The sequence below is a fragment of the Reyranella sp. genome, from assembly GCF_965227665.1.
GTDB lineage: Bacteria > Pseudomonadota > Alphaproteobacteria > Reyranellales > Reyranellaceae > Reyranella.
Map to the genome: position 1 here is coordinate 5,465,690 of NZ_OZ245767.1, position 26,083 is coordinate 5,491,772.

Below are 26,083 nucleotides of genomic sequence, written 5' to 3' on the forward strand. Positions count from 1 at the left end.
TCGGGAAATTTTGAGAGATTCCGCCGCGGGCCGTGAGGCCGGCGGCGGGAGGAGCGAAGAGGCCGCAAGGCTTCCAGCTCCACCTGTCCGAGACCACCGGTACTTGACCCTTCGGGGCCGGGTGTAATGGGGAAACCCGCCAGTGCAGACGGGGGCAAGGGAATCGACGCTGCACCTCACAAGGTGCGCGCACGTGCCCGAACTTCCGGGGCAGGCGAACCGGACCGCGAGGTCTCCGTGTCGCGCTAACCCGCTAACGGAGGCTGCGCAGTCTGTAACGCAGCCGGTCCGATCCGGATCCTCCGGGTTGGACCATAGTTGGAGAAAGCCGTGAATCGTTCGGAAAAGGCCGAAGCGATCGTCGAGCTGAACCAGATCTTCAAGGACGCCAATCTGATGGTGGTTACCCGCCAGTCAGGTCTGACCGTCCAGGAAGTGACGGACCTGCGTCGCAAGATCAGGGCAGCCGGCGCAAGCTACAAGGTCACGAAGAATCGGCTCACGCTGCGTGCCCTCGAGGGTACGCCCTTCACGGCGCTCGGCCCCATGTTCACGGGACCGACCGCCATCGCCTATTCCAAGGATCCGGTCGCAGCGGCGAAAGTCGTCGCGGCCTATGCCAAGGGCAACGAAAAGCTGACCATCGTCGGCGGTTCTCTGGATGGTGAGACATTGGACGTCGATGGCGTCCAGGCTCTCGCCACCCTGCCGTCCCTCGATGCTCTGCGCGGCAAGATCATCGGTCTTCTACAGGCCCCGGCGACCAAGGTCGCTGGCGTGCTCGTGGCGCCCGCCGGTCAGCTGGCTCGTGTGTTCGGGGCTTATGGAGCCAAGGAAGACGACGCGAAGGCAGCGTAAGTCTTTTATCAATCGACATCACGTTTATCGAAGTTCGGGTTACAGGAGACTAAAATGGCTAATCTCGAGAAGTTGGTCGAAGAACTGTCGGCCCTGACGGTCCTCGAGGCCGCTCAGCTCAGCAAGCTGCTGGAAGAGAAGTGGGGCGTCAGCGCCGCCGCTCCGGTCGCGGTTGCCGCCGCTGCTGGCGCGGCTGCCGCTCCGGTCGAGGTGAAGGACGAGTTCACCGTCGTTCTCGCCGCCGCCGGCGACAAGAAGATCAACGTCATCAAGGCGGTCCGCGAGATCACCGGTCTCGGCCTCAAGGAAGCCAAGGACCTGGTCGAAGCGGCGCCGAAGGCGGTCAAGGAAGGCGTGCCGAAGGCCGATGCCGAGAAGCTCAAGGCGAAGCTCGAGGCCGAAGGCGCCAAGGTCGAGCTCAAGTAGGACTTTTTACCGGCCGGGCCGGCTTCCTTCGGGAGGCCGGCCCGCTCGGGCCTCTTCTCCGAACGGACTTCCCCGAGGGGTCCGTTCCGACAAGTGGCCCTCTGCAACGGATGGGGCGAACGGCTGGCGGGCCGGGAGCTCCGAGAAAGCAGCGGGTGTTTATCACCGCCCTTGAACCTTCGAGGACGCAGGATGGCCACGGCCTTCAACACGCGCAAACGGATTCGTCGTTTCTTCGGCCACATCGAATCGGTGGCGCCGATGCCAAACCTCATCGAGGTTCAGAAGAGCTCCTACGAGAGCTTCCTTCAGCGCGTCACGCCGGCGGCCAAGCGCACCCAGTCGGGTCTCCAGGAAGTCTTCCGCGGCGTGTTTCCGATCAAGGACTTCGCCGAGCGCGCCAGCCTGGAATTCGTCAAGTACGAGTTCGAGGAGCCCAAGTACGACGTCGAGGAATGCCAGCAGCGCGGCATCACCTATGCCGCCCCGCTGAAGGTCACGCTGCAGCTCGTGGTGTGGGACATCGACGAGGAAGCCGGCTCGCGCTCGATCCGCGATATCAAGGAGCAGGACGTCTACATGGGCGACATGCCGCTCATGACCGACAACGGCACCTTCATCGTGAACGGCACGGAGCGCGTGATCGTCTCGCAGATGCACCGTTCGCCGGGCGTCTTCTTCGACCACGACAAGGGCAAGACCCACAGCTCGGGCAAGTACCTGTTCGCCGCCCGCATCATCCCCTATCGCGGTTCGTGGCTGGACTTCGAGTTCGACGCCAAGGACCTGATCCACGTCCGCATCGACCGTCGCCGCAAGATTCCGGTGACGACGCTGCTGCTGGCGCTGGACAACGACGCCACCTGGAAGAAGCGGACGTCCGCCATCGCCAAGGGGCAGACACTTGACCCGTCCGACGCCCAGGGCATGTCGCCGGAAGAGATTCTGGCCGCCTTCTACGGGCAGGTCGTCTACACGCGGGGCGAGGACGGCTGGAACACGCCGTTCGACGCCGAGTCGATGCGCGGCGTGAAGCTGACGCACGACCTGGTGAACGGCAAGACCGGCAAGTCCGTCGCCGACGCCGGCACGAAGATGACGCCGCGCCTGCTCAACAAGCTCAAGGAAGCGGGCCTGACGGACATCCGCGTCCTGCCCGAGGAGCTGATCGGCCGCTACGCGGCGGTCGACGTCATCAACGAGAAGACGGGCGAGATCTACGTCGAAGCCGGCCAGGAAATCACCGAGGCCGTGCTCGAGATGTTTGCCGAGAACGGCATCGACGAGCTTCCGACGCTCGCCATCGACCACGTCAACGTTGGCCCCTACATCCGCAACACCCTGGCGGCGGACAAGAACTCGAACCGCGAAGAAGCGCTGCTCGACATCTACCGCGTCATGCGCCCGGGTGAGCCGCCGACGCTCGAACAGGCGGAGACCCTGTTCCAGGGCCTGCTGTTCGACATCGACCGCTACGACCTGTCGCCGGTCGGCCGCGTGAAGATGAACATGCGCCTCGATTTCGAGAACGTGCCCGACACGCAGCGCACGCTGCGCCGCGAGGACATCCTGGCGGTCGTCAAGGTGCTGCACGGCCTCAAGGACGGCCGCGGCGAGATCGACGACATCGACCATCTCGGCAACCGCCGCGTCCGCTCGGTCGGCGAGCTGATGGAGAACCAGTACCGCGTCGGCCTGCTGCGCATGGAGCGTGCGATCCGCGAGCGCATGAGCTCGATCGACATCGACACGGTGATGCCGCACGACCTGATCAACGCCAAGCCGGCGGCGGCGGCGGTGCGCGAGTTCTTCGGCTCCTCGCAGCTCTCGCAGTTCATGGACCAGACCAATCCGCTGTCGGAAGTCACCCACAAGCGCCGCCTGTCGGCGCTTGGACCGGGCGGTCTGACGCGCGAGCGCGCCGGCTTCGAGGTGCGCGACGTGCATCCGACGCATTACGGCCGCATCTGCCCGATCGAGACGCCGGAAGGCCCGAACATCGGTCTGATCAACTCGCTGGCGACCTATGCCCGCGTGAACCAGTACGGCTTCATCGAGAGCCCGTACCGCAAGGTCGTGGCCGGTCGCGTGACCGACGAGGTCGTCTATCTCTCGGCGATGGAGGAGGGCCGCTACACGGTCGCCCAGGCCAACGCCGAGATCGACGCCAAGGGCAAGTTCGTGTCCGAGCTGGTGCAGTGCCGCAAGGGCGGTGAGTACATTCTCGGCCGGCCGGAGACGATCGATTTCGTCGACGTCTCGCCCAAGCAGATCGTCTCGGTCGCCGCGGCGCTGATCCCGTTCCTCGAGAACGACGACGCCAACCGCGCGCTGATGGGCTCGAACATGCAGCGCCAGGCGGTGCCGCTCATCCAGGCCGAATCGCCGCTGGTCGGCACCGGCATGGAAGAGGTGGTGGCCCGCGACTCCGGTGTCGCCATCTCGGCACGGCGTACAGGCATCGTCGACCAGGTCGATGCGATGCGCATCGTGGTGCGCGCCACGGACGACATCGGCCCGAACCGTCCGGCCGTCGACATCTACAACCTGCTGAAGTTCCAGCGTTCCAACCAGAGCACCTGCATCACCCAGAAGCCGCTCGTCCGGGTCGGCGATCATGTGAAGAAGGGTGACATCGTGGCCGACGGGCCGTCGACGCAGAACGGCGAGCTCGCGCTCGGCCGCAACGTGCTCGTCGCGTTCATGCCGTGGAACGGCTACAACTTCGAGGACTCGATCCTGCTCTCCGAGCGCATCGTGCGCGATGACGTCTTCACCTCGATCCACATCGAGGAGTTCGAGGTCATGGCCCGCGACACCAAGCTCGGCCAGGAAGAGATCAGCCGCGACATCCCGAACGTCGGCGAGGAGGCTCTCAAGAACCTCGACGAGGCGGGCATCGTCTATATCGGTGCCGAGGTGAAGGCGGGCGACATCCTGGTCGGCAAGGTGACGCCGAAGGGCGAGAGCCCGATGACCCCGGAAGAAAAGCTGCTTCGTGCCATCTTTGGCGAGAAGGCCGCGGACGTGCGCGACACGTCGCTGAAGGTGCCGCCGGGCGTCGAAGGCACTGTCGTCGAGGTGCGCGTGTTCAATCGCCGCGGCGTCGACAAGGACGAGCGCGCGCTCGCCATCGAGCGCGACGAGATCGAGCGTCTCGCCAAGGACCGTGACGACGAAAAGGCCATCCTCGAGCGCAGCTTCTACAGCCAACTCCAGGAAATGCTGATGAACCAGGTGGTCGCCGGTGGGCTCAAGGGCCTGAAGCCGGGCACCAAGATCGCCGACAATGTGCTGGGCGAGTACACGCCCGGCCAGTGGCGCCAGATCGCCGTCAAGGCCGACAAGAAGCAGGCCGAGATCGAGGCTCTGAACAAGCAGTTCGACGAGTCGATGAAGCGCCTGCAGGACCGGTTCGACAGCAAGGTCGACAAGCTGCAGCGCGGCGACGAGCTGCCGCCGGGCGTGATGAAGATGGTCAAGGTCTTCGTCGCGACCAAGCGCAAGCTGCAGCCGGGCGACAAGATGGCCGGCCGTCACGGCAACAAGGGCGTCATCTCGCGCATCATGCCGCTTGAGGACATGCCGTACCTGGAAGAGGGCGGTCCGGTCGACATCGTGCTCAACCCGCTCGGCGTGCCGTCACGCATGAACGTCGGTCAGATCCTCGAGACCCATCTCGGCTGGGCCGCGTCGGGTCTCGGCAAGAAGATCGGCAAGATGCTTGAGGACGCGCGCGAGATCTCGGTGTCGCAGATCAAGAAGCAGCTGCGCGAGATCTACGGCGAGAAGAGCTTCAAGGCCGACATCGCCGATCTCAGCGACGAGCAGACGATCGAGCTCGCCCGCAACCTGAGCAAGGGCGTGCCTTTCGCATCGCCGGTGTTCGACGGCGCGCACGAGCCCGACATCGTCGAGATGCTGGAAATGGCCGGTCTCGACCGGTCCGGCCAGGTCACCCTGGTCGACGGCCGCACGGGCGAGCCGTTCGACCGCAAGGTGACCGTCGGCTACATCTACATGCTGAAGCTGCACCATCTCGTGGACGACAAGATCCACGCGCGTTCGATCGGACCGTACAGCCTGGTCACCCAGCAGCCGCTGGGCGGCAAGGCCCAGTTCGGCGGACAGCGGTTCGGCGAGATGGAAGTGTGGGCGCTGGAGGCCTACGGCGCCGCCTACACGCTGCAGGAGATCCTCACCGTCAAGTCGGACGACGTGGCCGGCCGCACCAAGGTCTACGAGGCCATCGTGCGCGGCGACGACACCTTCGAGGCGGGCATCCCCGAATCCTTCAACGTGCTGGTCAAGGAGCTGCGCTCCCTCGGCCTCAACGTCGAATTGAACCAGTCGGTCACCTGAGGGTGATCGGCCTCCCGACTTCGAGAATGACGTCCACAGAACAGTAGGACAACAATGACCGACCTTATCAACGTACTGGGCCAGCCGCAGGGCACCCCGACCTTCGACGAGATCCGCATCTCGATCGCCAGCCCCGAGCGCATCCGCACCTGGAGCCACGGCGAGATCAAGAAGCCGGAGACCATCAACTACCGCACGTTCAAGCCGGAGCGTGACGGCCTGTTCTGCGCCCGCATCTTCGGGCCGATCAAGGACTACGAGTGCCTGTGCGGCAAGTACAAGCGCATGAAGTTCCGCGGCATCACCTGCGAGAAGTGCGGCGTCGAGGTGACCCTCACCAAGGTGCGCCGCGAGCGCATGGGCCATATCGAGCTGGCCTCGCCGGTGGCGCACATCTGGTTCCTGAAGTCGCTGCCGAGCCGCATCGGCCTGCTGCTGGACATGACGCTGCGCGACCTCGAGCGCATCCTCTATTTCGAGAACTACGTCGTCAGCAATCCGGGCCTGACCCCGCTCAAGTACCGTGAACTGCTGAACGAAGAGCAGTACCTCAACGCGCTCGATGAGTACGGCGAGGGCTCCTTCGAGGCCGAGATCGGTGCCGAGGCGATCCGCGGCATGCTGCAGGCGATCGACCTCAACGAGGAGCGTCCCCGCCTGCGCGAGGAACTGCGCGAGACGACGTCGGAGGCCAAGCGCAAGAAGCTCGTGAAGCGCCTCAAGCTCTGCGAGAACTTCATCGAGTCCGGCGCCCGTCCGGAATGGATGATCCTCGAGCTGGTGCCGGTGATCCCGCCCGAGCTGCGCCCGCTGGTGCCGCTCGACGGCGGCCGCTTCGCGACCTCGGACCTGAACGACCTCTACCGGCGCGTCATCAACCGCAACAACCGCCTGAAGCGGCTGATGGAGCTGCGCGCGCCCGACATCATCGTGCGCAACGAGAAGCGCATGCTGCAGGAGTCGGTCGACGCCCTGTTCGACAACGGCCGTCGCGGCCGCGTCATCACCGGCGCCAACAAGCGTCCGCTGAAGTCGCTCAGCGACATGCTGAAGGGCAAGCAGGGCCGCTTCCGCCAGAACCTGCTCGGCAAGCGCGTCGACTACTCGGGCCGTTCCGTCATCGTCGTCGGTCCGGAACTCAAGCTGCACCAGTGCGGCCTGCCGAAGAAGATGGCGCTCGAACTGTTCAAGCCGTTCATCTACTCGCGCCTGCAGAACTACGGCATGGCCAATACGATCAAGGCCGCCAAGCGCATGGTCGAGAAGGAGCGGCCGGAAGTGTGGGACATCCTCGAGGAGGTCATCCGCGAGCATCCCGTGCTGCTGAACCGCGCGCCGACGTTGCACCGCCTGGGCATCCAGGCGTTCGAGCCGGTGCTGATCGAGGGCAAGGCGATCCAGCTGCATCCGCTGGTCTGCACGGCCTTCAATGCGGACTTCGACGGTGACCAGATGGCGGTGCACGTGCCGCTGTCGCTGGAAGCCCAGCTCGAGGCGCGCGTGCTGATGATGTCGACCAACAACATCCTGTCGCCGGCGTCGGGCAAGCCGATCATCGTGCCGTCGCAGGACATCGTTCTCGGCATCTACTACATCACGCTGGAGCGCGAGGGGGAGCCGGGTGAAGGCTCGCTGTTCTCCCAGATCGGCGAGCTGGAGCACGCTCTTCACAGCCGCACGCTCTCCATGCATGCGCGCATCAAGATGCGTCTCGAGGCCTATGACGACAAGGGCGTGTTCGCGACCCGCGTCGTCGAGACCACGCCGGGCCGCATCCTGCTGGCGCAGATCCTGCCCAAGCACGAGAACCTGCCGTTCTCGCTGATCAACCGCCTGCTGACCAAGAAGGACCTGCAGAACGTCATCGACTCCGTCTACCGCCACTGCGGTCAGAAGGAGACGGTGATCTTCGCCGACCGCCTGATGGGTCTCGGCTTCTATCACGCCTGCCGCGCCGGCATCTCGTTCGGCAAGGACGACCTCGTCATCCCGACGGCGAAGGTCAAGCTGGTCGCCCAGACCAACAAGGAAGTGAAGGAATACGAGCAGCAGTACCAGGACGGCCTCATCACCTCCGGCGAGAAGTACAACAAGGTCGTCGACGCCTGGTCGCGTTGCTCTGACCGGGTCGCCGAGGAAATGATGAAGGGCATCTCGACGCCGCTGCCGGGCAAGCCGGTCAACGCGGTGTGGATGATGGCCCATTCAGGAGCGCGCGGTTCGGCGACGCAGATGAAGCAGCTGGCGGGCATGCGCGGTCTGATGACCAAGCCCTCGGGCGAGATCATCGAGACGCCGATCCTGTCGAACTTCAAGGAAGGCCTGTCCGTGCTGGAGTACTTCAACTCCACCCACGGCGCCCGCAAGGGACTGGCCGACACGGCGCTCAAGACGGCGAACTCGGGCTACCTAACCCGCCGTCTGGTCGACGTGGCGCAGGACTGCATCATCATCGAGGAGGATTGCGGCACCGAACGCGGCCTCACGATGCGCGCGGTCGTCGACGGCGGCGACGTGATCGAGCCGCTCTCGGAGCGCGTCCTCGGCCGTACGGCGCTGGACGACATCATCGATCCGCTGACCGGCGTTGTGATCTGCAAGGCCGGCGAGCTCATCGACGAGGTCGGGGTCGAGCAGATCGACAAGGCCGGCATCGAGGAGCTGCGCATCCGCTCGGTGCTGACCTGCGACACCAAGGTCGGCGTGTGCGGCAAGTGCTACGGTCGCGATCTGGCCCGCGGTACGCCGGTCAACATCGGCGAGGCGGTCGGCGTCATTGCCGCCCAGTCGATCGGCGAGCCGGGAACGCAGCTCACGATGCGTACCTTCCACATCGGCGGCGCCGCGCAGCGTGGTGCGGAGCAGTCGAATATCGAAGCCAGTCACGACGGCACGATCCAGGTGCGCAACCGCAACGTCGTCATCAACAGTTCGGGCGTGCCGGTCGTCATGGGCCGCAACACCGAGCTGGTGCTGATCGACGGTGCCCAGCGTGAGCGCGCCAAGCATCGCGTGCCTTACGGCGCGCGCCTGCTGGTCGACAGCGAGGCGCCGGTCACGAAGGGCCAGAAGCTGGCCGAGTGGGACCCCTACACCCTGCCGATCATCACCGAGAAGGCGGGTAAGGCGGTCTATGTCGATCTCGTCGAAGGCGTGTCGATGCGCGAGGTGATCGACGATTCGACGGGTATCTCCAACCGCGTCGTGGTCGACTGGAAGGGACAGCCGCGCGGTGGCGATCTGCGTCCGCGCATTGCCATCCACGACGCCGACGGCAAGCCGATCATGCTGGCCAACGGTCAGGAGGCCCGGTACCTGCTGTCGCTCGACTCGGTTCTGTCGATCGAGAACGGCCAGGACGTCAATGCCGGCGACATTCTCGCGCGTATCCCGCGCGAGGGCGGTAAGAACCGCGACATCACGGGCGGTCTGCCGCGCGTGGCGGAGCTGTTCGAGGCGCGCAAGCCCAAGGATTTCGCGATCATCTGCGACATCTCGGGCCGCATCGAGTTCGGCAAGGACTACAAGAGCAAGCGTCGCGTCCTGATCGTGCCGGAAGGCGAGGGCGCGGAGCCGGTCGAGTACCTGATCCCGAAGGGCAAGCGCATTGCCGTCCAGGAGGGCGACTATGTGGAGCGCGGCGATCTGCTGATCGACGGCAACCCGGTCCCGCACGACATCCTGCGCGTGCTGGGCATCGAGAAGCTGGCCGAGTACCTGGTCAACGAGATCCAGGAGGTCTATCGACTGCAGGGCGTGAAGATCAACGACAAGCACATCGAGACGATCGCGCGTCAGATGCTGCAGAAGGTCGAGATCACCGAGGCCGGCGATACGACGTTCCTGATCGGCGAACAGGTCGACAAGGCGGAGTTCGAGATCGAGAACGCCAAGGTTCTGGCCGAGAAGCTGAAGCCCGCCAAGGCCGACCCGGTTCTGCTCGGCATCACCAAGGCGTCGCTGCAGACCAAGTCCTTCATCTCGGCGGCCTCCTTCCAAGAGACCACCCGCGTGCTGACGGAGGCGGCGGTCGGTGGCCGCGTCGACACCCTGCAGGGGCTGAAGGAGAACGTCATCGTTGGCCGCCTGATCCCGGCGGGTACCGGCGGAGTGGTGAACCGGCTCAAGGCCATCGCCGCCCAGCGCGACCGGGCGATCCTGGCCGCGGGCGTCGAGGGCGAGGACCAGCCTGTCCCGACGCTCGAGGAGGAGCGGGCGGCCGACTGAGTTGGCTGCACGCATATAAGATCGGAAAGGCCGCCCTCCGGGGCGGCCTTTTCATATTGTGGCCTGGGGCGGGAGAACCCCCTAAATCTGGTTGTCAGAATCTTGCGCTTCATACGTCCCGCGAGTCAGGAAAGAGTCGGAAACGCTCAGCCGGAAAATATCCAAGGATATCAAGGCGCCAAGGAGCGGAGTCTGCTTGACGCATTGGAAACGCGGCCATATAAGCGCGCCACCTCGTCGGAGGGGCTGGTGGTTGGCGTAAGCCAAAACGCAGCCTGACGCCGAGGACCGCTACAAGTCAGGCCTGTAGGCCACAAAGTTATCTTTTCTGCGCGGGGCTGCGCTTTAGCCGCTATGCCCGCGCAATTGCTTTGTGTCTTTGCGTCGATGTTGGGCGGACCCGAGACGGCGTTAAGGAAACCGGAAATCAATGCCGACTATTAACCAGTTGATCCGCAAGCAGCGCCACGGCCTGAAGGCCCATAACAAGGTGCCGGCGCTGGAAGCTTGCCCGCAGAAGCGCGGTGTCTGCACCCGCGTGTACACGACGACGCCGAAGAAGCCGAACTCGGCGCTGCGCAAGGTCGCCAAGGTGCGTCTCACCAACGCCTACGAGGTGGTGAGCTACATCCCGGGCGAGGGTCACAATCTCCAGGAGCACTCGGTGGTCATGATCCGCGGCGGTCGCGTGAAGGACCTTCCGGGCGTTCGCTACCACATCATTCGCGGCACCCTCGATACGCAGGGTGTCAAGGATCGCAAGCAACGCCGTTCGAAGTACGGCGCGAAGCGTCCAAAGTAAGACGGAGAGAAAGAAATGTCCCGTCGTCGCGCAGCTGAAAAGCGTGTCGTTCTGCCGGATGCCAAGTTCGGTGATATCGTCCTCAGCAAGTTCATGAACACGCTGATGGAGCGTGGCAAGAAGTCGGTCGCCGAGCACATCGTCTACGGTGCTCTCGACGAGGTCGAGGCCAAGCTCAAGCAAGATCCCGTTCCCGCCTTCCACGAGGCGCTCGAGAACGTGAAGCCGGCGGTCGAAGTCCGGTCGCGCCGCGTCGGCGGTGCCACCTACCAGGTTCCCGTCGAGGTCCGCCCGGAGCGCCGCCAGGCGCTGGCGATCCGCTGGATCATCCAGGCCGCGCGCGACCGTTCGGGCCACAGCATGACCGAGAAGCTCTCCGCAGAGCTGCTCGACGCCTTCAATCGCCGCGGCAACGCGGTGAAGAAGCGCGAGGACACCCACAAGATGGCCGACGCCAACAAGGCGTTCGCTCACTACCGCTGGTAAGCGACCTCCAGGCCCTTCCTAGAAAGCCCCTCTCCATGGCTCGCACGACCCCCATCGCGCACTATCGCAATATCGGCATCATGGCGCACATCGATGCCGGCAAGACCACGACGACCGAGCGCATCCTGTACTACACCGGCAAGTCGCATAAGATCGGCGAAGTCCACGACGGCGCCGCGACCATGGACTGGATGGAGCAGGAGCAGGAGCGCGGCATCACGATCACGTCCGCCGCGACGACCTGTTTCTGGACGGTCGAGTCCGGCCCGAACGCCGGAATCAACTATCGCGTCAACATCATCGACACGCCCGGCCACGTCGACTTCACGATCGAGGTCGAGCGTTCGCTGCGCGTGCTTGACGGTGCCGTTTGCGTGTTCGACTCGGTGGCCGGCGTCGAGCCGCAGTCCGAGACGGTGTGGCGCCAGGCCGACAAGTACGGCGTGCCGCGCATCTGCTTCGTCAACAAGATGGACCGCACGGGCGCGAACTTCTATCGCACCGTCGACATGATCGTCGATCGCCTCGGCGCCAAGCCGCTGGTGACGCAGCTCCCGATCGGCTCCGAGGGCGAATACAAGGGCCTGGTCGACCTGGTCGCCAACAAGGCTATCATCTGGCTGGAAGAGACGCTCGGCGCGAAGTTCGAAGTCGTCGAAATCCCGGCCGACATGAAGGAAAAGGCGGCGGAATACCGCGCCAAGCTGCTCGATATGGCCGTTGAGCAGGACGATGACGCCATGCAGAAGTTCCTCGACGGCGAGGAGCCCGACTACGACACGCTGGTCAAGTGCATCCGCAAGGGCACGATCAACTACGCGTTCGTTCCGATCCTGTGCGGCTCGGCCTTCAAGAACAAGGGCGTACAGCCCATGCTCGATGCGGTGGTGAACTATCTGCCGGCGCCGACCGACGTCGAGGACGTCAAAGGCGTGAAGATGGGCACCGACGAGCCGATCACGCTGCCGTCGAGCGACGATGCGCCGATGTCCGCGCTCGCCTTCAAGATCATGACCGATCCCTTCGTGGGTTCGCTCACCTTCGCTCGCGTCTACTCGGGCGTGCTTCAGTCGGCGACCGGCGTGCTGAACAGCACGAAGGACCGCAAGGAGCGCATCGGCCGCATGCTTTTGATGCATGCCAACGATCGCGAAGACGTGAAGGAAGCCCGCGCTGGCGACATCATCGCCCTGGCCGGCCTCAAGAGCGTGACCACGGGCGATACGCTGTGCGATCCCGAGCATGCCGTGATCCTCGAGCGCATGGACTTTCCGGATCCCGTCATCGAGCTTGCCATCGAGCCGAAGTCGAAGGCCGACCAGGAGAAGCTCGGCCAGGCGCTGGGCCGTCTGGTCCAGGAAGACCCGACGTTCCGCGTTTCGACCGACCAGGAAACCGGCCAGACCGTCATCAAGGGCATGGGCGAGCTCCATCTCGAGATCAAGGTCGACATCCTGCGCCGTACCTACAAGGTCGACGCTAATGTCGGCGCCCCGCAGGTCGCCTATCGCGAGACGCTGGGTCGCAAGGCCGAGATCGACTACACCCACAAGAAGCAGTCCGGCGGCTCGGGCCAGTTCGCCCGCGTCAAGCTCACCTTCGAGCCGGGCGAGCCCGGGTCGGGCTACTCTTTCGAAAACAAGATCGTCGGCGGCTCGATCCCCAAGGAGTTCATCCCGGGTGTCGAAAAGGGCCTCGAGGCGTCGCGTGAAACCGGCGTGCTCGCCGGCTTCCCGGTGATCGACTTCAAGGTCACCTTGACCGACGGCAACTATCATGATGTCGACTCCAGCGTGCTGGCCTTCGAAATCGCCGCCCGTGCGGCGTTCAAGGAGGGCCTCGCCAAGGCCCAGTGCAAGCTGCTCGAGCCAATCATGAAGGTCGAGGTTGTGACGCCCGACGACTACATGGGCGACTGCATCGGCGACTTGAACAGCCGTCGTGGCCAGATCCAGGGCATGAGTGCCCGTGGCAACGCGCAGGTCATCGACGCCATGGTGCCGCTGGCCAACATGTTCGGCTACGTGAACACGCTGCGTTCCATGACGCAGGGTCGCGCAGCCTACAGCATGACATTCGACCACTATGCTCCCGTGCCGCAGGCTGAGGCCGACAAGGTCGTCGCCAAGCTGGCTGGCTAACAAACGATTGACGTAAGGAAGACGAACATGTCGAAGGCAAAGTTTGAGCGGAACAAGCCGCACTGCAACATCGGAACGATCGGTCACGTCGATCATGGCAAGACGTCGCTGACGGCTGCGATCACGAAGATCCTGGCGAAGACGGGTGGCGCGACGTTCACGGCCTACGACCAGATCGACAAGGCGCCGGAAGAGCGCGAGCGCGGCATCACGATCTCGACGGCGCATGTCGAGTACGAGACGCAGAACCGTCACTACGCGCACGTGGACTGCCCGGGCCACGCCGACTACGTGAAGAACATGATCACGGGCGCGGCGCAGATGGACGGGGCGATCCTGGTGGTTTCGGCGGCCGACGGTCCGATGCCGCAGACGCGCGAGCACATCCTTCTGGCGCGCCAGGTCGGCGTTCCGGCGCTGGTGGTGTTCATGAACAAGTGCGACATGGTCGACGACCCGGAGCTTCTGGACCTGGTCGAGCTGGAAGTGCGCGAGCTGCTGAAGAGCTACCAGTTCCCGGGCGACGACCTTCCGGTGGTGCGGGGCTCGGCGCTGATGGCGCTGGAGGACAAGAACCCGGAGCTGGGCGAGCAGGCCGTTCTGAAGCTGATGGAAGAGGTCGACAAGTACATTCCGCAGCCTGCGCGCGACAAGGACAAGCCGTTCCTGATGCCGATCGAGGACGTGTTCTCGATCTCGGGCCGCGGCACGGTGGTGACGGGTCGCGTGGAGCGCGGCATCGTGAAGGTCGGCGAGGAAGTCGAGATCGTGGGCCTGAAGGCCACGACGAAGACGGTGGTCACGGGCGTCGAGATGTTCCGCAAGCTGCTGGATTCGGGCGAGGCGGGCGACAATATCGGCGCGCTGCTGCGCGGCGTGGGCCGCGAGGACGTGGAGCGCGGCCAGGTTCTGTCGAAGCCGGGCGCGATCACGCCGCACACGAACTTCGAGGCGGAAGCCTACATCCTGACGAAGGAAGAGGGCGGCCGTCACACGCCGTTCTTCACGAACTACCGTCCGCAGTTCTACTTCCGGACGACGGACGTGACGGGCGTGGTGACGCTGCCGGAAGGCACGGAGATGGTGATGCCGGGCGACAACGCGCGGCTGGTGGTCGAGCTGATCCAGCCGATCGCCATGGACGAGGGCCTGCGCTTCGCCATCCGCGAGGGCGGCCGCACCGTCGGCGCCGGCGTCGTCACCAAAGTCGTAAAGTAAACGTAACGGACGCGACAAGGCGAGTATCATGGCCATGGACAACACAAACATCCGGATTCGGCTGAAGGCCTTCGATCATCGCGTGCTCGATTCGTCGACCAGCGAGATCGTGAGCACGGCCAAGCGGACGGGCGCGCAGGTGCGCGGGCCCATCCCGCTGCCGACCGGAATCGAGAAGTTCACGGTCAACCGCTCGCCGCACATCGACAAGAAGTCGCGCGAGCAGTTCGAAATCCGCACGCACAAGCGCGTGCTCGATATCGTCGACCCGACGCCGCAGACCGTGGACGCGCTGATGAAGCTCGACCTCGCCTCCGGCGTGGACGTCGAGATCAAGCTCGGCGCCTAGAGCGGACCAGGAAAGAAGGAAGAAGACCATGCGTTGCGGTCTCGTCACCCAGAAGGTCGGCATGACCCGCGTCTTTAACGACGCCGGGGAGCATGTACCCGTTACCGTTCTGAAGGTGGATCAGCTGCAGGTTGTCGCTGTCCGCTCGGAAGAGAAGGATAAGTACGTTGCCGTGCAGCTCGGCTACGGCAAGGCCAAGGTGAAGAACGTGACCCAGCCGATGCGCGGTCACTTTGCCAAGGCCAAGGTCGAGCCGAAGAAGAAGCTCGTCGAGTTCCGGGTCGCCAAGGATGCGGTCCTTGAGGTCGGCGCCGAGCTGGTGCCCAGCCATTTCGTGCCGGGCCAGTTCGTCGACGTCGTCGGCACCACGATCGGCCGCGGCTTCACCGGCTCGATGGTCCGTTGGAACTTCCACGGCCTCGAGGCCAGCCACGGCGTGTCGGTCTCGCACCGTTCGCATGGTTCGACCGGTAACCGCCAGGATCCGGGCCGTACCTTCCCTGGCAAGAAGATGGCCGGCCACTACGGCAGCGAGCGCGTGACCACGCAGAACCTGAAGGTCGTCGCCGTCGACGACGAAAAGGGTCTCCTGCTGGTGTCCGGCGCCGTTCCCGGCCCGGCCAACGGCTACATCATCGTCAAGGACGCCTCCAAGCGCGCCCGTCACAAGGATGCTCCGTACCCGGCCGGCCTGCGCAAGGCTGCTGCCGAGGCGGCAGCTCCGGCGGCTGAACCCGCTCCGCAGGCTTAAGGATCAGATCATGAAGATCGCGGTCAAGACCATCGAGGGCGGCAGCGCCGGCGAGATCGATCTCGCCGACGCCGTGTTCGCCGTTCCCGTCCGCAAGGACATTCTGCAGCGTTGCGTCGTGTGGCAGCTGTCGCACCGTCAGCAGGGCACCCACAAGACCAAGGGTCGCTCCGAGATCACGGCGACGGCCAAGAAGATGTATGCCCAGAAGGGCACAGGTCGCGCCCGTCACGGCAACGAAGCGGCTCCGCAGTTCCGTGGCGGCGGCAAGGCGTTCGGTCCGGTCGTTCGCAGCCACGCCAGCGACCTGCCCAAGAAGGTGCGCAAGCTCGCGCTGCGCACCGCGCTGTCGGCCAAGGCGGCCGAGGGCAAGCTGATCGTGGTCGAGGCCGCCGCTCTGGCCGAGCCGAAGACCGCCCAGCTCAAGGGTCACTTCGGCGCGCTGGGCCTGACCAGCGCCCTGATCATCGGCGGCGCCGAGATCGATACGAACTTCGCCCGCGCGGCGGCCAACATCGCCCATGTCGATGTGCTGCCGCAGCAGGGCGCAAACGTCTACGACATCCTGCGCCGCGACACGCTGGTGCTCACCAAGGATGCCGTGAAGCACCTCGAGGAGCGTCTGCAATGAGCGCCAAGCGGTACATCCCCCAAACCGTCTCGCGCCTGCGGATGTACGAAGTGATTCGTGCGCCGCTGATCACCGAGAAGACGACCAACGGTTCGGAGCACAGCCAGGTGACCTTCAAGGTCGCGGCCGATGCGACCAAGCCCGAGATCAAGCAGGCCATCGAAGGTCTGTTCAAGGTCAAGGTCAAGGCGGTGAACACCGTCACGGTGAAGGGCAAGAGCAAGGTATTCCGCGGCCGTCCCGGCGTGCGGAGCGACTGGAAGAAGGCGATCGTCTCGCTGGTCGAGGGTCACAAGATCGACGTGACCACGGGCCTGTAGGACGGGAGACAGAACAATGGCCTTGAAGACATTCAAACCGATCACGCCGTCGCTGCGACAGCTGGTCATCGTCGACCGCACCGGCCTCTGGAAGGGCAAGCCGGTCAAGGAACTGACGCGCGGCAAGAGCAACACCGGTGGCCGCAACAACCACGGCCGCATCACCAGCAACCACATGGGCGGTGGTCACAAGCGTCGCCTGCGCATCATCGATTTCAAGCGCCGCAAGTTCGATGTGCCCGCGACCGTTGAGCGCCTGGAATACGACCCCAACCGGACGGCGTTCATTGCGCTGGTCAAGTATGCCGACGGCGAGCAGGCCTACATTCTCGCGCCGCAGCGCTTGAAGGCGGGCGACGAGATCGTCTCGGGCGAGCGCGTCGACATCAAGCCGGGCAATGCGATGCCGCTGGCCAACATGCCGGTGGGCACGATCGTCCACAACGTGGAGCTGAAGAAGGGCCGCGGCGGCCAGCTGGCGCGCTCCGCCGGCAACTACGCCCAGCTCGTCGGCAAGGATGCGGGCTATGCCCAGATCAAGCTGAGCTCGGGCGAGCTGCGCCTGGTGCCGGGTGAATGCCTGGCGACCGTCGGCGCGGTGTCGAACCCGGACAACCAGAACATCGTCATCGGCAAGGCCGGCCGCCAGCGTTGGCTGGGCCGCCGTCCGACGGTTCGCGGCGTGGTGATGAACCCGGTCGATCATCCGCACGGCGGCGGCGAAGGCCGCACCTCGGGTGGCCGTCATCCGGTGACGCCGTGGGGCAAGCCGACCAAGGGTAAGAAGACCCGCAAGAACAAGGCGACGGACAAGATGATCATCCGCCGCCGGCATGCGACGCGCTAGGAGATAGACAGTGGCACGCTCCGTTTGGAAGGGCCCCTTCGTTGAGGGCAGCCTGATCAAGAAGGCCGAGAAGGCCCGCGGGAATGTCCGCAACGAGGTGATCAAGACCTGGTCGCGTCGTTCGACGATCCTGCCGCAGTTCGTCGGCCTGACGTTCGGTGTCTACAACGGCAAGAAGTTCATTCCGGTGAACGTCTCTGAAGAAATGGTCGGTCACAAGCTCGGCGAATTTTCGCCGACCCGCACCTTCACCGGCCATGCCGGTGACAAGAAGGTGTCGAAGGAGTAGCGCGCGATGAGCAAGCCATCCGCTCCCCGCCGTGAGGCGGACAACGAAGCAAAGGCCGTCCTGCGCGCCGTGCGCATCAGCCCGCGCAAGCTCGACCTCGTGGCCGCGACCATTCGCGGCAAGAGGGCCGCGACCGCGGTCAACGAGCTCACCTTCTCCAAGAAGCGGATCGCCCGCGACGTGAAGAAGGCCCTGAATTCGGCCATCGCCAACGCCGAGAACAACCACAACCTGGACGTCGACCGGCTTGTCGTCGCCGAGGCGTCGGTCGGCAAGGGACTGGTGATGAAGCGGTTCCAGACGCGTGGCCGCGGCCGCGCGGCCGGCATCGTCAAGCCGTTCGCACATCTCACGATCGTGGTGCGCGAGCGCGCCGAGGCGGAGGACAAGTAATGGGTCAGAAGGTCAATCCGATCGGCCTGCGGCTCGGTATCAACCGGACCTGGGACTCTCGGTGGTACGCCGAGGGCGCCGAGTATTCGAAGATGCTCCATGAGGACATCCACATCCGCAAGGTGCTGCGCGAGCGGCTGGCCCAGGCGGGTGTCGCGAAGATCATCATCGAGCGTCCGGCCAAGCGCGCGCGCGTCACGATCCACACCGCCCGTCCCGGCGTCGTGATCGGCAAGAAGGGCGCCGACATCGAGAAGCTGCGCGGCGACCTCGCGAAGATGACGAAGGGCGAGGTGGCCCTGAACATCGTCGAGATCCGCAAGCCCGAGATCGACGCGACGCTGATCGCCGAGAACATTGCCCAGCAGCTGGAGCGCCGCGTCGCTTTCCGCCGCGCCATGAAGCGCGCCGTTCAGTCGGCGATGCGTCTGGGCGCGCTCGGCATCCGGATCAACTGCTCGGGTCGCCTGGGCGGTTCGGAAATCGCCCGCATGGAATGGTACCGCGAAGGTCGCGTGCCGCTGCACACGCTGCGCGCCGACGTCGACTACGGCACCGCCACCGCCTTCACCACCTTCGGCACCTGCGGCGTCAAGGTCTGGGTGTTCAAGGGCGAGATCATGGCGCACGACCCGATGGCGCACGACAAGCGCGCCGAGGAAGCCGCGCCGCAACGTACCCCGGCGCGCACCGAGCGCACCGAGCAGAGGGACGCGTAAACCACCATGTTGCAACCCAAGCGCACCAAGTACCGCAAGGCCTTCAAAGGTCGTATCAGCGGCGCTGCCAAGGGCGGCTTCAACCTCGACTTCGGTTCGTACGGGCTGAAGGCGATGGAGCCGGATCGTCTGACGGCCCGCCAGATCGAGGCGGCCCGCCGCGCCATCACGCGTCACATGAAGCGTGCCGGCCGCGTCTGGATCCGCGTGTTCCCGGACGTGCCGGTGTCGAAGAAGCCGGCCGAAGTCCGCATGGGCTCCGGCAAGGGCGCTCCCGAATTCTGGGCGGCGCGCGTCAAGCCCGGCCGCATCCTGTTCGAACTCGAGGGTGTGTCTGGCACGATCGCCAAGGAAGCCCTGGCGCTTGGTGCGGCCAAGCTGCCGATCAAGACCCGCTTCGTGTCCCGCGTCGGCGCCGAAGGCTGAGGGAGAAGGACATGAAGGCCACCGATCTGCGCCCCAAGACCAAGGACGAGCTGAAGAACGAGCTCGGCAACCTTCGTAAGGAAGCGTTCAACCTGCGTTTCCAGAAGGCTGGAGGCCAGCTGCAGAAGACTGCCCGCGCGCGCCAGGTGCGCCGCGACATCGCCCGCATCAAGACGGTGCTGGGCGAAAAGGCCGCCGGTTAAGGAGCACGAAATGCCGAAGCGTATCCTGGAAGGCGTCGTCGTCAGCGACAAGATGGACAAGACCATCGTCGTGAAGGTCGAACGTCGCATTCAGCATCCGATCTACAAGAAGTTCATTCGCAAGTCGAAGAAGTACCACGCGCATGACGAAGCCAATGCCTTCAAGGGCAAGATCGGCGAAATCGTGCGTATCCGCGAGTGCCGTCCGCTGTCCAAGACCAAGAGCTGGGAAGTTCTTGTCGAAGGCGCGAAGGCTTAGGCGGACCGGAGCACAGACATGATTCAGATGCGAACCAATCTCGAGGTCGCCGACAATTCGGGCGCCCGTCGAGTCCAGTGCATCAAGGTGCTGGGTGGCTCGCGCCGCAAGTATGCGAGCGTGGGCGACGTGATCGTCGTTTCGATCAAGGAAGCCATTCCGCGTGGAAAGGTGAAGAAGGGCGAGGTGCATCGCGCCGTCGTCGTCCGCACCTCCTTCGCGCTGCGCCGCCAGGATGGCAGCGCGATCCGCTTCGACCGCAACGCCGCCGTGCTCATCAGCAAGCAGGACGAGCCGATCGGCACTCGTATCTTCGGACCGGTGACGCGCGAGCTGCGCGCCAAGAAGTTCATGAAGATCATCTCGCTTGCGCCTGAGGTGCTCTAGCCATGGCAACGAAACTGAAGATCAAGAAGGGCGACCGGGTGAAGGTCATTACCGGTGGCAGCAAGGGTAAGGTGGGCGATGTCCTGCGCGTTCTCCCCAAGGAGAACCGGGTGGTCGTTTCCGGCGTGAACATGATCAAGCGCCACACCAAGCCGAGCCGTGCGGAAGCCGGCGGAATCATCGAACGCGAGGCCACGATCCACGTCTCCAACGTGGCCCTGCTGGATCCCAAATCGGACAAGCCGACGAAGGTCGGGTTCCGGTTCCTTGAAGACGGCCGCAAGGTGCGCATCGCGCGTGCCTCCGGCGAGACCATCGACCGCTAGGAGAACGGGCCATGCCCGCGCGTCTGCAAGAACACTACATCAAGAACGTGCGTGAAGCGCTGACGAAGGAGTTCTCCTACCAGAACTCCTTCCAGGTGCCGAAGCTCGACAAGATCGTCATCAACATGGGCGTCGGCGAGGCGGTCAACGACCGCAAGGCCGTCGACGGCGCCGTGGCCGACCTCACGGCGATCACCGGCCAGAAGCCGGTCATCACCCGGTCGCGCAAGTCGATTGCGACCTTCAAGCTGCGCGAAGGTATGGCGATCGGCGCCAAGGTGACGCTGCGTCGTGACCGCATGTACGAGTTCATCGATCGCCTGATCACGATCGCCCTGCCGCGCGTCCGCGACTTTCGCGGGCTGAACGGCAAGTCGTTCGACGGCAATGGCAACTACGCCATGGGCCTGAAGGAGCAGATCGTGTTCCCCGAGATCGACTACGACAAGGTCGACCAGGTGCGCGGTATGGACATCATCATCTGCACGACTGCGAAGACGGACGCGGAAGCCAGGTCGCTTCTCCGCGCTTTCGACTTCCCGTTCGTGAACTGAGGCCGGAGAACCACATGGCCAAGACGAGTTCGGTCGAGAAGAACAACCGTCGCGCAAAGATGGCGAAGCAGTACGCCCCCAAGCGCGCGAAGCTGAAGGCGATGGCCGTCGACGACAAGTTGACGCCGGAAGAGCGCTTCGGGGCCCGCCTCAAGCTGGCGGAGCTGCCGCGCAATTCGTCGCCCACGCGGGTGCGGAACCGGTGCGAGCTCACGGGCCGGCCGCGCGCGGTGTATCGCAAGTTCAAGCTGTCGCGCGTTGCGCTGCGTCAGCTGGCGTCGCTGGGTATGTTGCCCGGCGTCGTGAAGTCGAGCTGGTAAACGGGGACCGTAGACCATGGCGATGACAGATCCCGTCGGCGATTTGCTGACCCGTATCCGCAACGGCCAGTCGGCGCGCCTCGAGAGCGTGACGGCCCCGGCCTCGCGGCTCCGTTCGAGCGTGCTCGACGTTCTCCAGCGCGAAGGCTATATCCGCGGCTGGTTCGAGGAAGAGCTTCGGCCCGGCGTCCGCGAACTGCGGATCGAGCTGAAGTATGACAACGGCCGTCCGGTCATCAAGGAGATCAAGCGCGTCTCCACCCCGGGTCGTCGCGTCTACTCCAAGATTCGCGAGCTGCCGCGTCACTTCAACGGGCTGGGCATCTCGATCCTGTCCACGCCGCGCGGCGTCATGTCCGACGCCGAGGCGCGTGCCGCCAATGTCGGCGGCGAAGTCATCTGCAAGGTGTTCTGAGCATGTCGCGCGTCGGCAAAAATCCGGTCGTCATCCCGGCCGGTGTCACCATCGAGCTCAAGGGCCAGCATCTCAAGGCCAAGGGCAAGCGGGGCGAGCTTCAGCTCGTCGTTCATGACGACGTGTTGGTCGCCAAGGAAGGCGAGGGGCTCGTCTTCAAGCCGCGTAACGACAGCCGCCGCGCCCGCATGCAGTGGGGTACGGCGCGCAACCTGGCGAGCAACGTCGTCCGCGGCGTGTCCGACGGGTTCACCATCAACCTCGAGATCAACGGCGTGGGCTACCGCGCCGCGGCCGATGCCAAGATGCTGAAGATGCAGCTTGGTTTCAGCCATGATGTCGAAATTCCCATTCCTGCCGGCATCGAGATCAAGGCGGTCAAGCCGACCGAGATCGCGATTACGGGCTCCGATCGTCAGCGCGTCGGCCAGATTGCGGCGGAAATCCGCAGCCTGCGTCCGCCCGAGCCCTACAAGGGCAAGGGTATCAAGTACTCGACCGAGACGATCCGGCGCAAGGAAGGCAAGAAGAAGTAGAGGCGAGAGAATCATGTCCGACCGCAATGCTCTTTTCGCCCGTCGCCAGCGGCGCACGCGCTACGCGCTACGCCAGGCCAGCAACGGCCGTCCGCGCCTCAGCGTCTTCCGCTCGGGCAAGCACATCTACGCCCAGGTCATCGACGACCGTAAGGGCGTCACTCTGGCTGCCGCCTCGACGCTCGACAAGGACGTCCGGGGCACGCTCAAGACCGGCGCCGACAAGGGCGCAGCGGCCGAAGTCGGCAAGCTGATCGCCGCTCGCGCTGTCGCGGCGGGGGTCAAGGAAGTCGTGTTCGACCGCGGTGGCTACACGTATCACGGCCGCGTCGCTGCGCTGGCCAATGCCGCCCGTGAGGGCGGCCTGTCGTTCTGATCGGGAGTTAGAATATGGCTCGTTCACCCGGTGGTTCCGGCCGTTCCCCGCGCGATCGCGATCGGCCCCGTGACCGCGACGAGGACAATGAACTGACCGACAAGCTGGTCACGATCAATCGCGTCGCGAAGGTCGTGAAGGGTGGTCGTCGCTTCGCCTTTGCCGCCATCGTCGTCGTCGGTGACCAGCGTGGTCGTGTCGGCCACGGCGCCGGCAAGGCGCGTGAGGTCCCCGAGGCGATCCGCAAGGCGACGGAAGCGGCCAAGCGCGGCCTGATCCGCGTGCCGCTGCGGGATGGGCGTACGCTCCATCACGACGTCAAGGGACGCTTCGGCGCCGGCAAGGTGACGCTGCGTGCGGCCCCGGCCGGTACCGGCATCATCGCCGGCGGCCCGATGCGCGCCATCTTCGAGACGTTGGGCATCAAGGACATCGTCGCCAAGTCGGTCGGCACGTCCAACCCGCACAACATGATCAAGGCGACCTTCCAGGCGCTCGACCAGCTGAACTCGCCGCGCATGGTGGCGACCCGACGCGGCAAGAAGGTCGGCGACCTGCTTGGCCGTCGCGACGAGACCACCGCGGAAGTCGCGGCTTAAGGAATCGGACCATGGCCCAGGGCAAGACCATCAAGATCACCCAGACCGGCAGCCATATCGGCCGCACGGACGATCAGCGCGCGACGCTGATCGGCCTGGGGTTGAACAAGCGCCATCGCACCCGCGAACTCGTGGACACGCCCGAGGTTCGCGGCATGATCAACAAGGTGCGCCATCTCGTGCGCGTCGAAGAGGAAGCGCGCTAGGCCCCCGGGGCCACGGCGCGGAGGTAAAAGACGATGAGACTGAACCAGATTTCCGACAATCCGGGCGCCCGCAAGGGTCGCATGCGCGTCGGCCGCGGTATCGGCTCCGGCAAGGGCAAGACCGCGGGTCGTGGCGTCAAGGGCCAGAAGTCCCGTACCGGCGTCGCCATCAAGGGCTTCGAGGGCGGCCAGATGCCGCTCCACCGCCGGATTCCCAAGCGCGGCTTCCGCCCGCCGCACCAGAAGAGCTGGCAGGTCGTCAACCTCGGCACGCTGCAGAAGGCGATTGACGACAAGAAGCTCGACGCCGGCAAGCTGATCGACGCCGAGGCGATGATCGCGGCCGGCCTGTTCAAGAATGCCGCGGACGGTGTCCGCCTTCTTGGCAAGGGCGAGCTCACGACCAAGATCGAAGTGAAGGTTGCGGGCGCCTCGGCGTCGGCGATCGCCGCGGTCGAGAAGGCCGGCGGCAAGGTCGAACTGCCGCCCAAGCCCGTCGCCGAGGCGGCCTGAACCGGACGGCGTCAACGGGGGCGTCGCTTTCCCCCTGTGTCGTTCACGCGTGAGGTTCCATGGCATCCGCCGCCGAGCAACTTGCATCTAACCTAAACTGGGGTTCGATCGGTAGGGCGACCGAGCTCAAGAAGCGGCTGTGGTTCACCGTGGCCGCGCTCGTCGTCTTCCGCGTCGGCGCCTATATTCCGGTTCCGGGCGTGGATCCGGCGGCGCTGGCCGAGATATTCAAGCAGAACGCCGGCGGCATTGCCGGCCTGCTTGACGTGTTTTCGGGTGGCTCGATCGGCCGTATGTCGGTGCTGGCGCTCAGCATCATGCCGTACATCTCGGCCTCCATCATCATGCAGATCCTGACGACGGTCGTGCCGTCGCTGGAGGCGCTGAAGAAGGAAGGCGAGGCCGGCCGCAAGAAGATCAACCAATATACCCGGTACGGAACGGTGATCCTGGCGACCTTCCAGGCCTACGGCATCGCGGTCGGACTGGAGAGCCAGGTGGCCTCCGCGGGGCCGGTCGTGATCGATCCCGGTATTTTCTTCCGGTTCGTCACCATCGTCACCCTGGTCGGCGGCACGCTGTTCCTGATGTGGCTGGGCGAGCAGATCACGGCGCGGGGCGTCGGCAACGGCGTGTCCCTGATCATCTTCGCCGGTATCGTGGCGGCCCTCCCGGATGCCCTGGTCCAGACGCTCGAACTCGGCCGCACCGGTGCCCTGTCGGCGCTGTTCATCATCGCGCTGATCATCGGTATCGTTCTGGTCGTGGCGGTGGTGGTCTTCGTCGAGACGGCGCAAAGACGCATCGTCGTGCAGTATCCCAAGCGCCAGGTCGGCAACCGCATGTATGGCGGCGAGGCCTCGCACCTGCCGCTGAAGATCAACACGGCCGGCGTCATTCCGCCGATCTTCGCGTCGTCGCTGCTGCTGTTCCCGGCAACCATCGCGTCTTTCCAGGGGACGGGCGAGCCGGGCTGGATCCAGTGGTTCGCGACCCATCTCGGGCACGGCCAGCCAGCCTATCTGATCGCCTATATCGGCCTGATCGTCTTCTTCTGCTTCTTCTACACGACCGTCGTGTTCAATCCGACCGACACGGCCGACAATCTGAAGAAGAATGGCGGCTTCATTCCCGGTATCCGCCCCGGCAAGAACACGGCTGAGTATCTCGAGTACATCCTCAACCGTCTCACGGTGATCGGTGCGCTCTATCTTTCCGCCGTCTGTATCCTGCCGGAACTGCTGATCGCCCGCGGCGGCGTGCCCTTCTACTTCGGCGGCACCAGCCTCCTGATCGTGGTTTCGGTCACGCTCGATACGGTGACGCAGGTGCAGGCGCATCTGCTCGCCCACCAATATGAGGGCCTCATCAAGAAGGCCCGGCTGCGGGGCAAGGGCCGATGAACATCATACTTCTCGGACCGCCGGGCGCCGGCAAAGGGACCCAGGCCCAGCGGCTGCAGCAGGAGCGGGGGCTGGTCCAGCTCTCCACCGGCGACATGCTGAGAGCCGCGGTCGCTTCGGGCAGCGAGCTCGGCCAGAAGGCCAAGGGCATCATGGAGCGGGGTGAACTCGTTCCTGACGAGCTGATGGTGGGCCTGATCCGCGATCGCATCGCCCAGCCCGACTGCGCCAAGGGTTTCATCCTGGATGGGTTCCCGCGCACGGAGGCGCAAGCCAAGGCGTTGGACAAGATGCTGGCCGAGTCGGGCAAGGAGCTCGACCGGGTGATCGAGATGGAAGTCGACGAGAAGGCGCTGACCGAGCGCATCGTCGGCCGGTTCTCCTGTGCCAAGTGCGGGGCGGGCTACCACGACAAGTTCAAGCGGCCTAAGGTCGATGGGGTCTGCGACGTCTGCGGGTCGACAGAGTTCACCCGCCGCAAGGACGATAATGCAGAGACCATGAAGACTCGCATGGCTGCCTACAGGGCTCAGACCGAGCCTTTGTTGCCCTACTACAGCGCCCGGGGGGTGCTGCGGAAGGTCGACGGGATGGCCGCGATGGACGAGGTTTACCGCCAGATCACGGGAGTTCTGGCGGGGACTTGACAAGGGTGAGTTCCATTGACTCGGGAGTGCGGATACATATAATCGCGCGCTTTTCCGGGGCCAGCGGAACATGTGACGGGCGCGCGCGAGCGCG

At 64.8% G+C, this 26,083-nt stretch carries 31 protein-coding genes; all 31 read left to right on the forward strand.

Going from position 1 to position 26,083, the window contains the following annotated elements; all coding sequences use genetic code 11:
- The first annotated feature begins 330 nt into the window (after positions 1–330).
- The 31 genes from rplJ (at position 331) to ACO07I_RS26615 (ending at position 25,989) form a co-directional block, all read left to right on the forward strand.
- Entirely contained in the window at positions 331–858 is a 528-nt protein-coding gene (gene rplJ / locus ACO07I_RS26465) for a 50S ribosomal protein L10 (protein WP_422012788.1), read from the forward strand.
- Positions 859–912: 54 nt separating this feature from the next.
- Complete coding sequence (gene rplL, locus ACO07I_RS26470) at positions 913–1,284, forward strand: 50S ribosomal protein L7/L12 (RefSeq protein ID WP_422012790.1); 372 nt, start codon at positions 913–915, stop codon at positions 1,282–1,284.
- 192 nt (positions 1,285–1,476) lie between these two features.
- Positions 1,477–5,646: a DNA-directed RNA polymerase subunit beta gene (rpoB, locus tag ACO07I_RS26475; protein WP_422012792.1), complete on the forward strand. Its 4,170-nt coding sequence runs from the start codon at positions 1,477–1,479 to the stop codon at positions 5,644–5,646.
- Positions 5,647–5,700: 54 nt separating this feature from the next.
- Positions 5,701–9,873: a DNA-directed RNA polymerase subunit beta' gene (rpoC, locus tag ACO07I_RS26480; protein WP_422012794.1), complete on the forward strand. Its 4,173-nt coding sequence runs from the start codon at positions 5,701–5,703 to the stop codon at positions 9,871–9,873.
- 430 nt (positions 9,874–10,303) lie between these two features.
- A complete protein-coding gene (gene rpsL, locus ACO07I_RS26485) occupies positions 10,304–10,675 on the forward strand; it encodes a 30S ribosomal protein S12 (protein ID WP_295145785.1) in 372 nt (123 codons plus the stop codon).
- Positions 10,676–10,690: 15 nt separating this feature from the next.
- A complete protein-coding gene (gene rpsG / locus ACO07I_RS26490) occupies positions 10,691–11,161 on the forward strand; it encodes a 30S ribosomal protein S7 (RefSeq protein ID WP_422012797.1) in 471 nt (156 codons plus the stop codon).
- A gap of 35 nt (positions 11,162–11,196) precedes the next feature.
- Complete coding sequence (gene fusA / locus ACO07I_RS26495) at positions 11,197–13,302, forward strand: elongation factor G (RefSeq protein ID WP_422012799.1); 2,106 nt, start codon at positions 11,197–11,199, stop codon at positions 13,300–13,302.
- Positions 13,303–13,329: 27 nt separating this feature from the next.
- Positions 13,330–14,520 carry an elongation factor Tu gene (gene tuf / locus ACO07I_RS26500; protein ID WP_422012780.1) on the forward strand — a complete coding sequence of 397 codons (1,191 nt, stop codon included), beginning with the start codon at positions 13,330–13,332 and terminating at the stop codon, positions 14,518–14,520.
- Between the two features lie 34 nt (positions 14,521–14,554).
- The gene (gene rpsJ / locus ACO07I_RS26505; protein WP_068198221.1) at positions 14,555–14,869 is read left to right on the forward strand and encodes a 30S ribosomal protein S10; all 315 of its coding nucleotides are present in this window, start codon (positions 14,555–14,557) and stop codon (positions 14,867–14,869) included.
- 28 nt (positions 14,870–14,897) lie between these two features.
- Positions 14,898–15,620 (forward strand): 50S ribosomal protein L3, encoded by a 723-nt coding sequence (gene rplC / locus ACO07I_RS26510; RefSeq protein WP_422012801.1) that lies wholly within the window; start codon positions 14,898–14,900, stop codon positions 15,618–15,620.
- A gap of 10 nt (positions 15,621–15,630) precedes the next feature.
- Entirely contained in the window at positions 15,631–16,251 is a 621-nt protein-coding gene (rplD, locus tag ACO07I_RS26515) for a 50S ribosomal protein L4 (protein ID WP_298313461.1), read from the forward strand.
- On the forward strand, positions 16,248–16,571 hold the full coding sequence (locus ACO07I_RS26520) for a 50S ribosomal protein L23 (protein WP_298313459.1): 324 nt from the start codon (positions 16,248–16,250) through the stop codon (positions 16,569–16,571). The genes rplD and ACO07I_RS26520 overlap by 4 nt, the downstream gene beginning before the upstream one ends.
- Before the next feature lie 16 nt (positions 16,572–16,587).
- Positions 16,588–17,418, forward strand: a complete 831-nt coding sequence (rplB, locus tag ACO07I_RS26525) for a 50S ribosomal protein L2 (RefSeq protein WP_298313457.1) — start codon at positions 16,588–16,590, stop codon at positions 17,416–17,418.
- A 10-nt stretch (positions 17,419–17,428) separates the two neighbouring features.
- The gene (gene rpsS, locus ACO07I_RS26530; protein ID WP_298313455.1) at positions 17,429–17,707 is read left to right on the forward strand and encodes a 30S ribosomal protein S19; all 279 of its coding nucleotides are present in this window, start codon (positions 17,429–17,431) and stop codon (positions 17,705–17,707) included.
- Between the two features lie 6 nt (positions 17,708–17,713).
- Complete coding sequence (gene rplV / locus ACO07I_RS26535) at positions 17,714–18,100, forward strand: 50S ribosomal protein L22 (RefSeq protein ID WP_298313453.1); 387 nt, start codon at positions 17,714–17,716, stop codon at positions 18,098–18,100.
- Positions 18,100–18,819 carry a 30S ribosomal protein S3 gene (rpsC, locus tag ACO07I_RS26540; protein WP_298313451.1) on the forward strand — a complete coding sequence of 240 codons (720 nt, stop codon included), beginning with the start codon at positions 18,100–18,102 and terminating at the stop codon, positions 18,817–18,819. The genes rplV and rpsC overlap by 1 nt, the downstream gene beginning before the upstream one ends.
- Positions 18,820–18,825: 6 nt before the next feature.
- Positions 18,826–19,245 carry a 50S ribosomal protein L16 gene (rplP, locus tag ACO07I_RS26545; protein WP_230552238.1) on the forward strand — a complete coding sequence of 140 codons (420 nt, stop codon included), beginning with the start codon at positions 18,826–18,828 and terminating at the stop codon, positions 19,243–19,245.
- A gap of 11 nt (positions 19,246–19,256) precedes the next feature.
- Positions 19,257–19,448: a large ribosomal subunit protein uL29 gene (gene rpmC, locus ACO07I_RS26550; RefSeq protein WP_422012806.1), complete on the forward strand. Its 192-nt coding sequence runs from the start codon at positions 19,257–19,259 to the stop codon at positions 19,446–19,448.
- Positions 19,449–19,458: 10 nt separating this feature from the next.
- Complete coding sequence (gene rpsQ / locus ACO07I_RS26555; protein WP_422012808.1) at positions 19,459–19,707, forward strand: 30S ribosomal protein S17; 249 nt, start codon at positions 19,459–19,461, stop codon at positions 19,705–19,707.
- Positions 19,708–19,725: 18 nt separating this feature from the next.
- Positions 19,726–20,094: a 50S ribosomal protein L14 gene (gene rplN / locus ACO07I_RS26560; RefSeq protein WP_298313445.1), complete on the forward strand. Its 369-nt coding sequence runs from the start codon at positions 19,726–19,728 to the stop codon at positions 20,092–20,094.
- A gap of 2 nt (positions 20,095–20,096) precedes the next feature.
- Complete coding sequence (rplX, locus tag ACO07I_RS26565) at positions 20,097–20,420, forward strand: 50S ribosomal protein L24 (protein ID WP_298313444.1); 324 nt, start codon at positions 20,097–20,099, stop codon at positions 20,418–20,420.
- 11 nt (positions 20,421–20,431) lie between these two features.
- Complete coding sequence (gene rplE / locus ACO07I_RS26570) at positions 20,432–20,974, forward strand: 50S ribosomal protein L5 (protein WP_422012811.1); 543 nt, start codon at positions 20,432–20,434, stop codon at positions 20,972–20,974.
- 14 nt (positions 20,975–20,988) lie between these two features.
- Positions 20,989–21,294: a 30S ribosomal protein S14 gene (gene rpsN / locus ACO07I_RS26575; RefSeq protein WP_298313441.1), complete on the forward strand. Its 306-nt coding sequence runs from the start codon at positions 20,989–20,991 to the stop codon at positions 21,292–21,294.
- Between the two features lie 16 nt (positions 21,295–21,310).
- Positions 21,311–21,709, forward strand: a complete 399-nt coding sequence (rpsH, locus tag ACO07I_RS26580) for a 30S ribosomal protein S8 (protein ID WP_304847713.1) — start codon at positions 21,311–21,313, stop codon at positions 21,707–21,709.
- A 2-nt stretch (positions 21,710–21,711) separates the two neighbouring features.
- Positions 21,712–22,245, forward strand: a complete 534-nt coding sequence (gene rplF / locus ACO07I_RS26585) for a 50S ribosomal protein L6 (RefSeq protein ID WP_422012814.1) — start codon at positions 21,712–21,714, stop codon at positions 22,243–22,245.
- 13 nt (positions 22,246–22,258) lie between these two features.
- Positions 22,259–22,621 carry a 50S ribosomal protein L18 gene (rplR, locus tag ACO07I_RS26590; protein ID WP_422012816.1) on the forward strand — a complete coding sequence of 121 codons (363 nt, stop codon included), beginning with the start codon at positions 22,259–22,261 and terminating at the stop codon, positions 22,619–22,621.
- Between the two features lie 14 nt (positions 22,622–22,635).
- Positions 22,636–23,220 (forward strand): 30S ribosomal protein S5, encoded by a 585-nt coding sequence (rpsE, locus tag ACO07I_RS26595; protein WP_422012818.1) that lies wholly within the window; start codon positions 22,636–22,638, stop codon positions 23,218–23,220.
- Between the two features lie 11 nt (positions 23,221–23,231).
- A complete protein-coding gene (rpmD, locus tag ACO07I_RS26600) occupies positions 23,232–23,426 on the forward strand; it encodes a 50S ribosomal protein L30 (protein WP_298313434.1) in 195 nt (64 codons plus the stop codon).
- 33 nt (positions 23,427–23,459) lie between these two features.
- Positions 23,460–23,939 (forward strand): 50S ribosomal protein L15, encoded by a 480-nt coding sequence (gene rplO, locus ACO07I_RS26605; protein WP_422012820.1) that lies wholly within the window; start codon positions 23,460–23,462, stop codon positions 23,937–23,939.
- A gap of 59 nt (positions 23,940–23,998) precedes the next feature.
- The gene (secY, locus tag ACO07I_RS26610; protein ID WP_422012822.1) at positions 23,999–25,342 is read left to right on the forward strand and encodes a preprotein translocase subunit SecY; all 1,344 of its coding nucleotides are present in this window, start codon (positions 23,999–24,001) and stop codon (positions 25,340–25,342) included.
- Positions 25,339–25,989 (forward strand): adenylate kinase, encoded by a 651-nt coding sequence (locus ACO07I_RS26615; RefSeq protein WP_422012824.1) that lies wholly within the window; start codon positions 25,339–25,341, stop codon positions 25,987–25,989. Before secY ends, ACO07I_RS26615 begins: the two co-directional genes overlap by 4 nt.
- The last annotated feature ends 94 nt before the right edge of the window (positions 25,990–26,083 follow it).

Bases quoted from the DNA above. Each gene is read 5' to 3' on its own strand.
- rplL (WP_422012790.1), top strand. From the start codon at position 913: ATGGCTAATCTCGAGAAGTTGGTCGAAGAACTGTCGGCCCTGACGGTC.
- rpoB (WP_422012792.1), top strand. From the start codon at position 1,477: ATGGCCACGGCCTTCAACACGCGCAAACGGATTCGTCGTTTCTTCGGC.
- rpoC (WP_422012794.1), top strand. From the start codon at position 5,701: ATGACCGACCTTATCAACGTACTGGGCCAGCCGCAGGGCACCCCGACC.
- rpsL (WP_295145785.1), top strand. From the start codon at position 10,304: ATGCCGACTATTAACCAGTTGATCCGCAAGCAGCGCCACGGCCTGAAG.
- rpsG (WP_422012797.1), top strand. From the start codon at position 10,691: ATGTCCCGTCGTCGCGCAGCTGAAAAGCGTGTCGTTCTGCCGGATGCC.
- fusA (WP_422012799.1), top strand. From the start codon at position 11,197: ATGGCTCGCACGACCCCCATCGCGCACTATCGCAATATCGGCATCATG.
- tuf (WP_422012780.1), top strand. From the start codon at position 13,330: ATGTCGAAGGCAAAGTTTGAGCGGAACAAGCCGCACTGCAACATCGGA.
- rpsJ (WP_068198221.1), top strand. From the start codon at position 14,555: ATGGACAACACAAACATCCGGATTCGGCTGAAGGCCTTCGATCATCGC.
- rplC (WP_422012801.1), top strand. From the start codon at position 14,898: ATGCGTTGCGGTCTCGTCACCCAGAAGGTCGGCATGACCCGCGTCTTT.
- rplD (WP_298313461.1), top strand. From the start codon at position 15,631: ATGAAGATCGCGGTCAAGACCATCGAGGGCGGCAGCGCCGGCGAGATC.
- ACO07I_RS26520 (WP_298313459.1), top strand. From the start codon at position 16,248: ATGAGCGCCAAGCGGTACATCCCCCAAACCGTCTCGCGCCTGCGGATG.
- rplB (WP_298313457.1), top strand. From the start codon at position 16,588: ATGGCCTTGAAGACATTCAAACCGATCACGCCGTCGCTGCGACAGCTG.
- rplV (WP_298313453.1), top strand. From the start codon at position 17,714: ATGAGCAAGCCATCCGCTCCCCGCCGTGAGGCGGACAACGAAGCAAAG.
- rpsC (WP_298313451.1), top strand. From the start codon at position 18,100: ATGGGTCAGAAGGTCAATCCGATCGGCCTGCGGCTCGGTATCAACCGG.
- rplP (WP_230552238.1), top strand. From the start codon at position 18,826: ATGTTGCAACCCAAGCGCACCAAGTACCGCAAGGCCTTCAAAGGTCGT.
- rpmC (WP_422012806.1), top strand. From the start codon at position 19,257: ATGAAGGCCACCGATCTGCGCCCCAAGACCAAGGACGAGCTGAAGAAC.
- rpsQ (WP_422012808.1), top strand. From the start codon at position 19,459: ATGCCGAAGCGTATCCTGGAAGGCGTCGTCGTCAGCGACAAGATGGAC.
- rplN (WP_298313445.1), top strand. From the start codon at position 19,726: ATGATTCAGATGCGAACCAATCTCGAGGTCGCCGACAATTCGGGCGCC.
- rplX (WP_298313444.1), top strand. From the start codon at position 20,097: ATGGCAACGAAACTGAAGATCAAGAAGGGCGACCGGGTGAAGGTCATT.
- rplE (WP_422012811.1), top strand. From the start codon at position 20,432: ATGCCCGCGCGTCTGCAAGAACACTACATCAAGAACGTGCGTGAAGCG.
- rpsN (WP_298313441.1), top strand. From the start codon at position 20,989: ATGGCCAAGACGAGTTCGGTCGAGAAGAACAACCGTCGCGCAAAGATG.
- rpsH (WP_304847713.1), top strand. From the start codon at position 21,311: ATGGCGATGACAGATCCCGTCGGCGATTTGCTGACCCGTATCCGCAAC.
- rplF (WP_422012814.1), top strand. From the start codon at position 21,712: ATGTCGCGCGTCGGCAAAAATCCGGTCGTCATCCCGGCCGGTGTCACC.
- rplR (WP_422012816.1), top strand. From the start codon at position 22,259: ATGTCCGACCGCAATGCTCTTTTCGCCCGTCGCCAGCGGCGCACGCGC.
- rpsE (WP_422012818.1), top strand. From the start codon at position 22,636: ATGGCTCGTTCACCCGGTGGTTCCGGCCGTTCCCCGCGCGATCGCGAT.
- rpmD (WP_298313434.1), top strand. From the start codon at position 23,232: ATGGCCCAGGGCAAGACCATCAAGATCACCCAGACCGGCAGCCATATC.
- rplO (WP_422012820.1), top strand. From the start codon at position 23,460: ATGAGACTGAACCAGATTTCCGACAATCCGGGCGCCCGCAAGGGTCGC.
- secY (WP_422012822.1), top strand. From the start codon at position 23,999: ATGGCATCCGCCGCCGAGCAACTTGCATCTAACCTAAACTGGGGTTCG.
- ACO07I_RS26615 (WP_422012824.1), top strand. From the start codon at position 25,339: ATGAACATCATACTTCTCGGACCGCCGGGCGCCGGCAAAGGGACCCAG.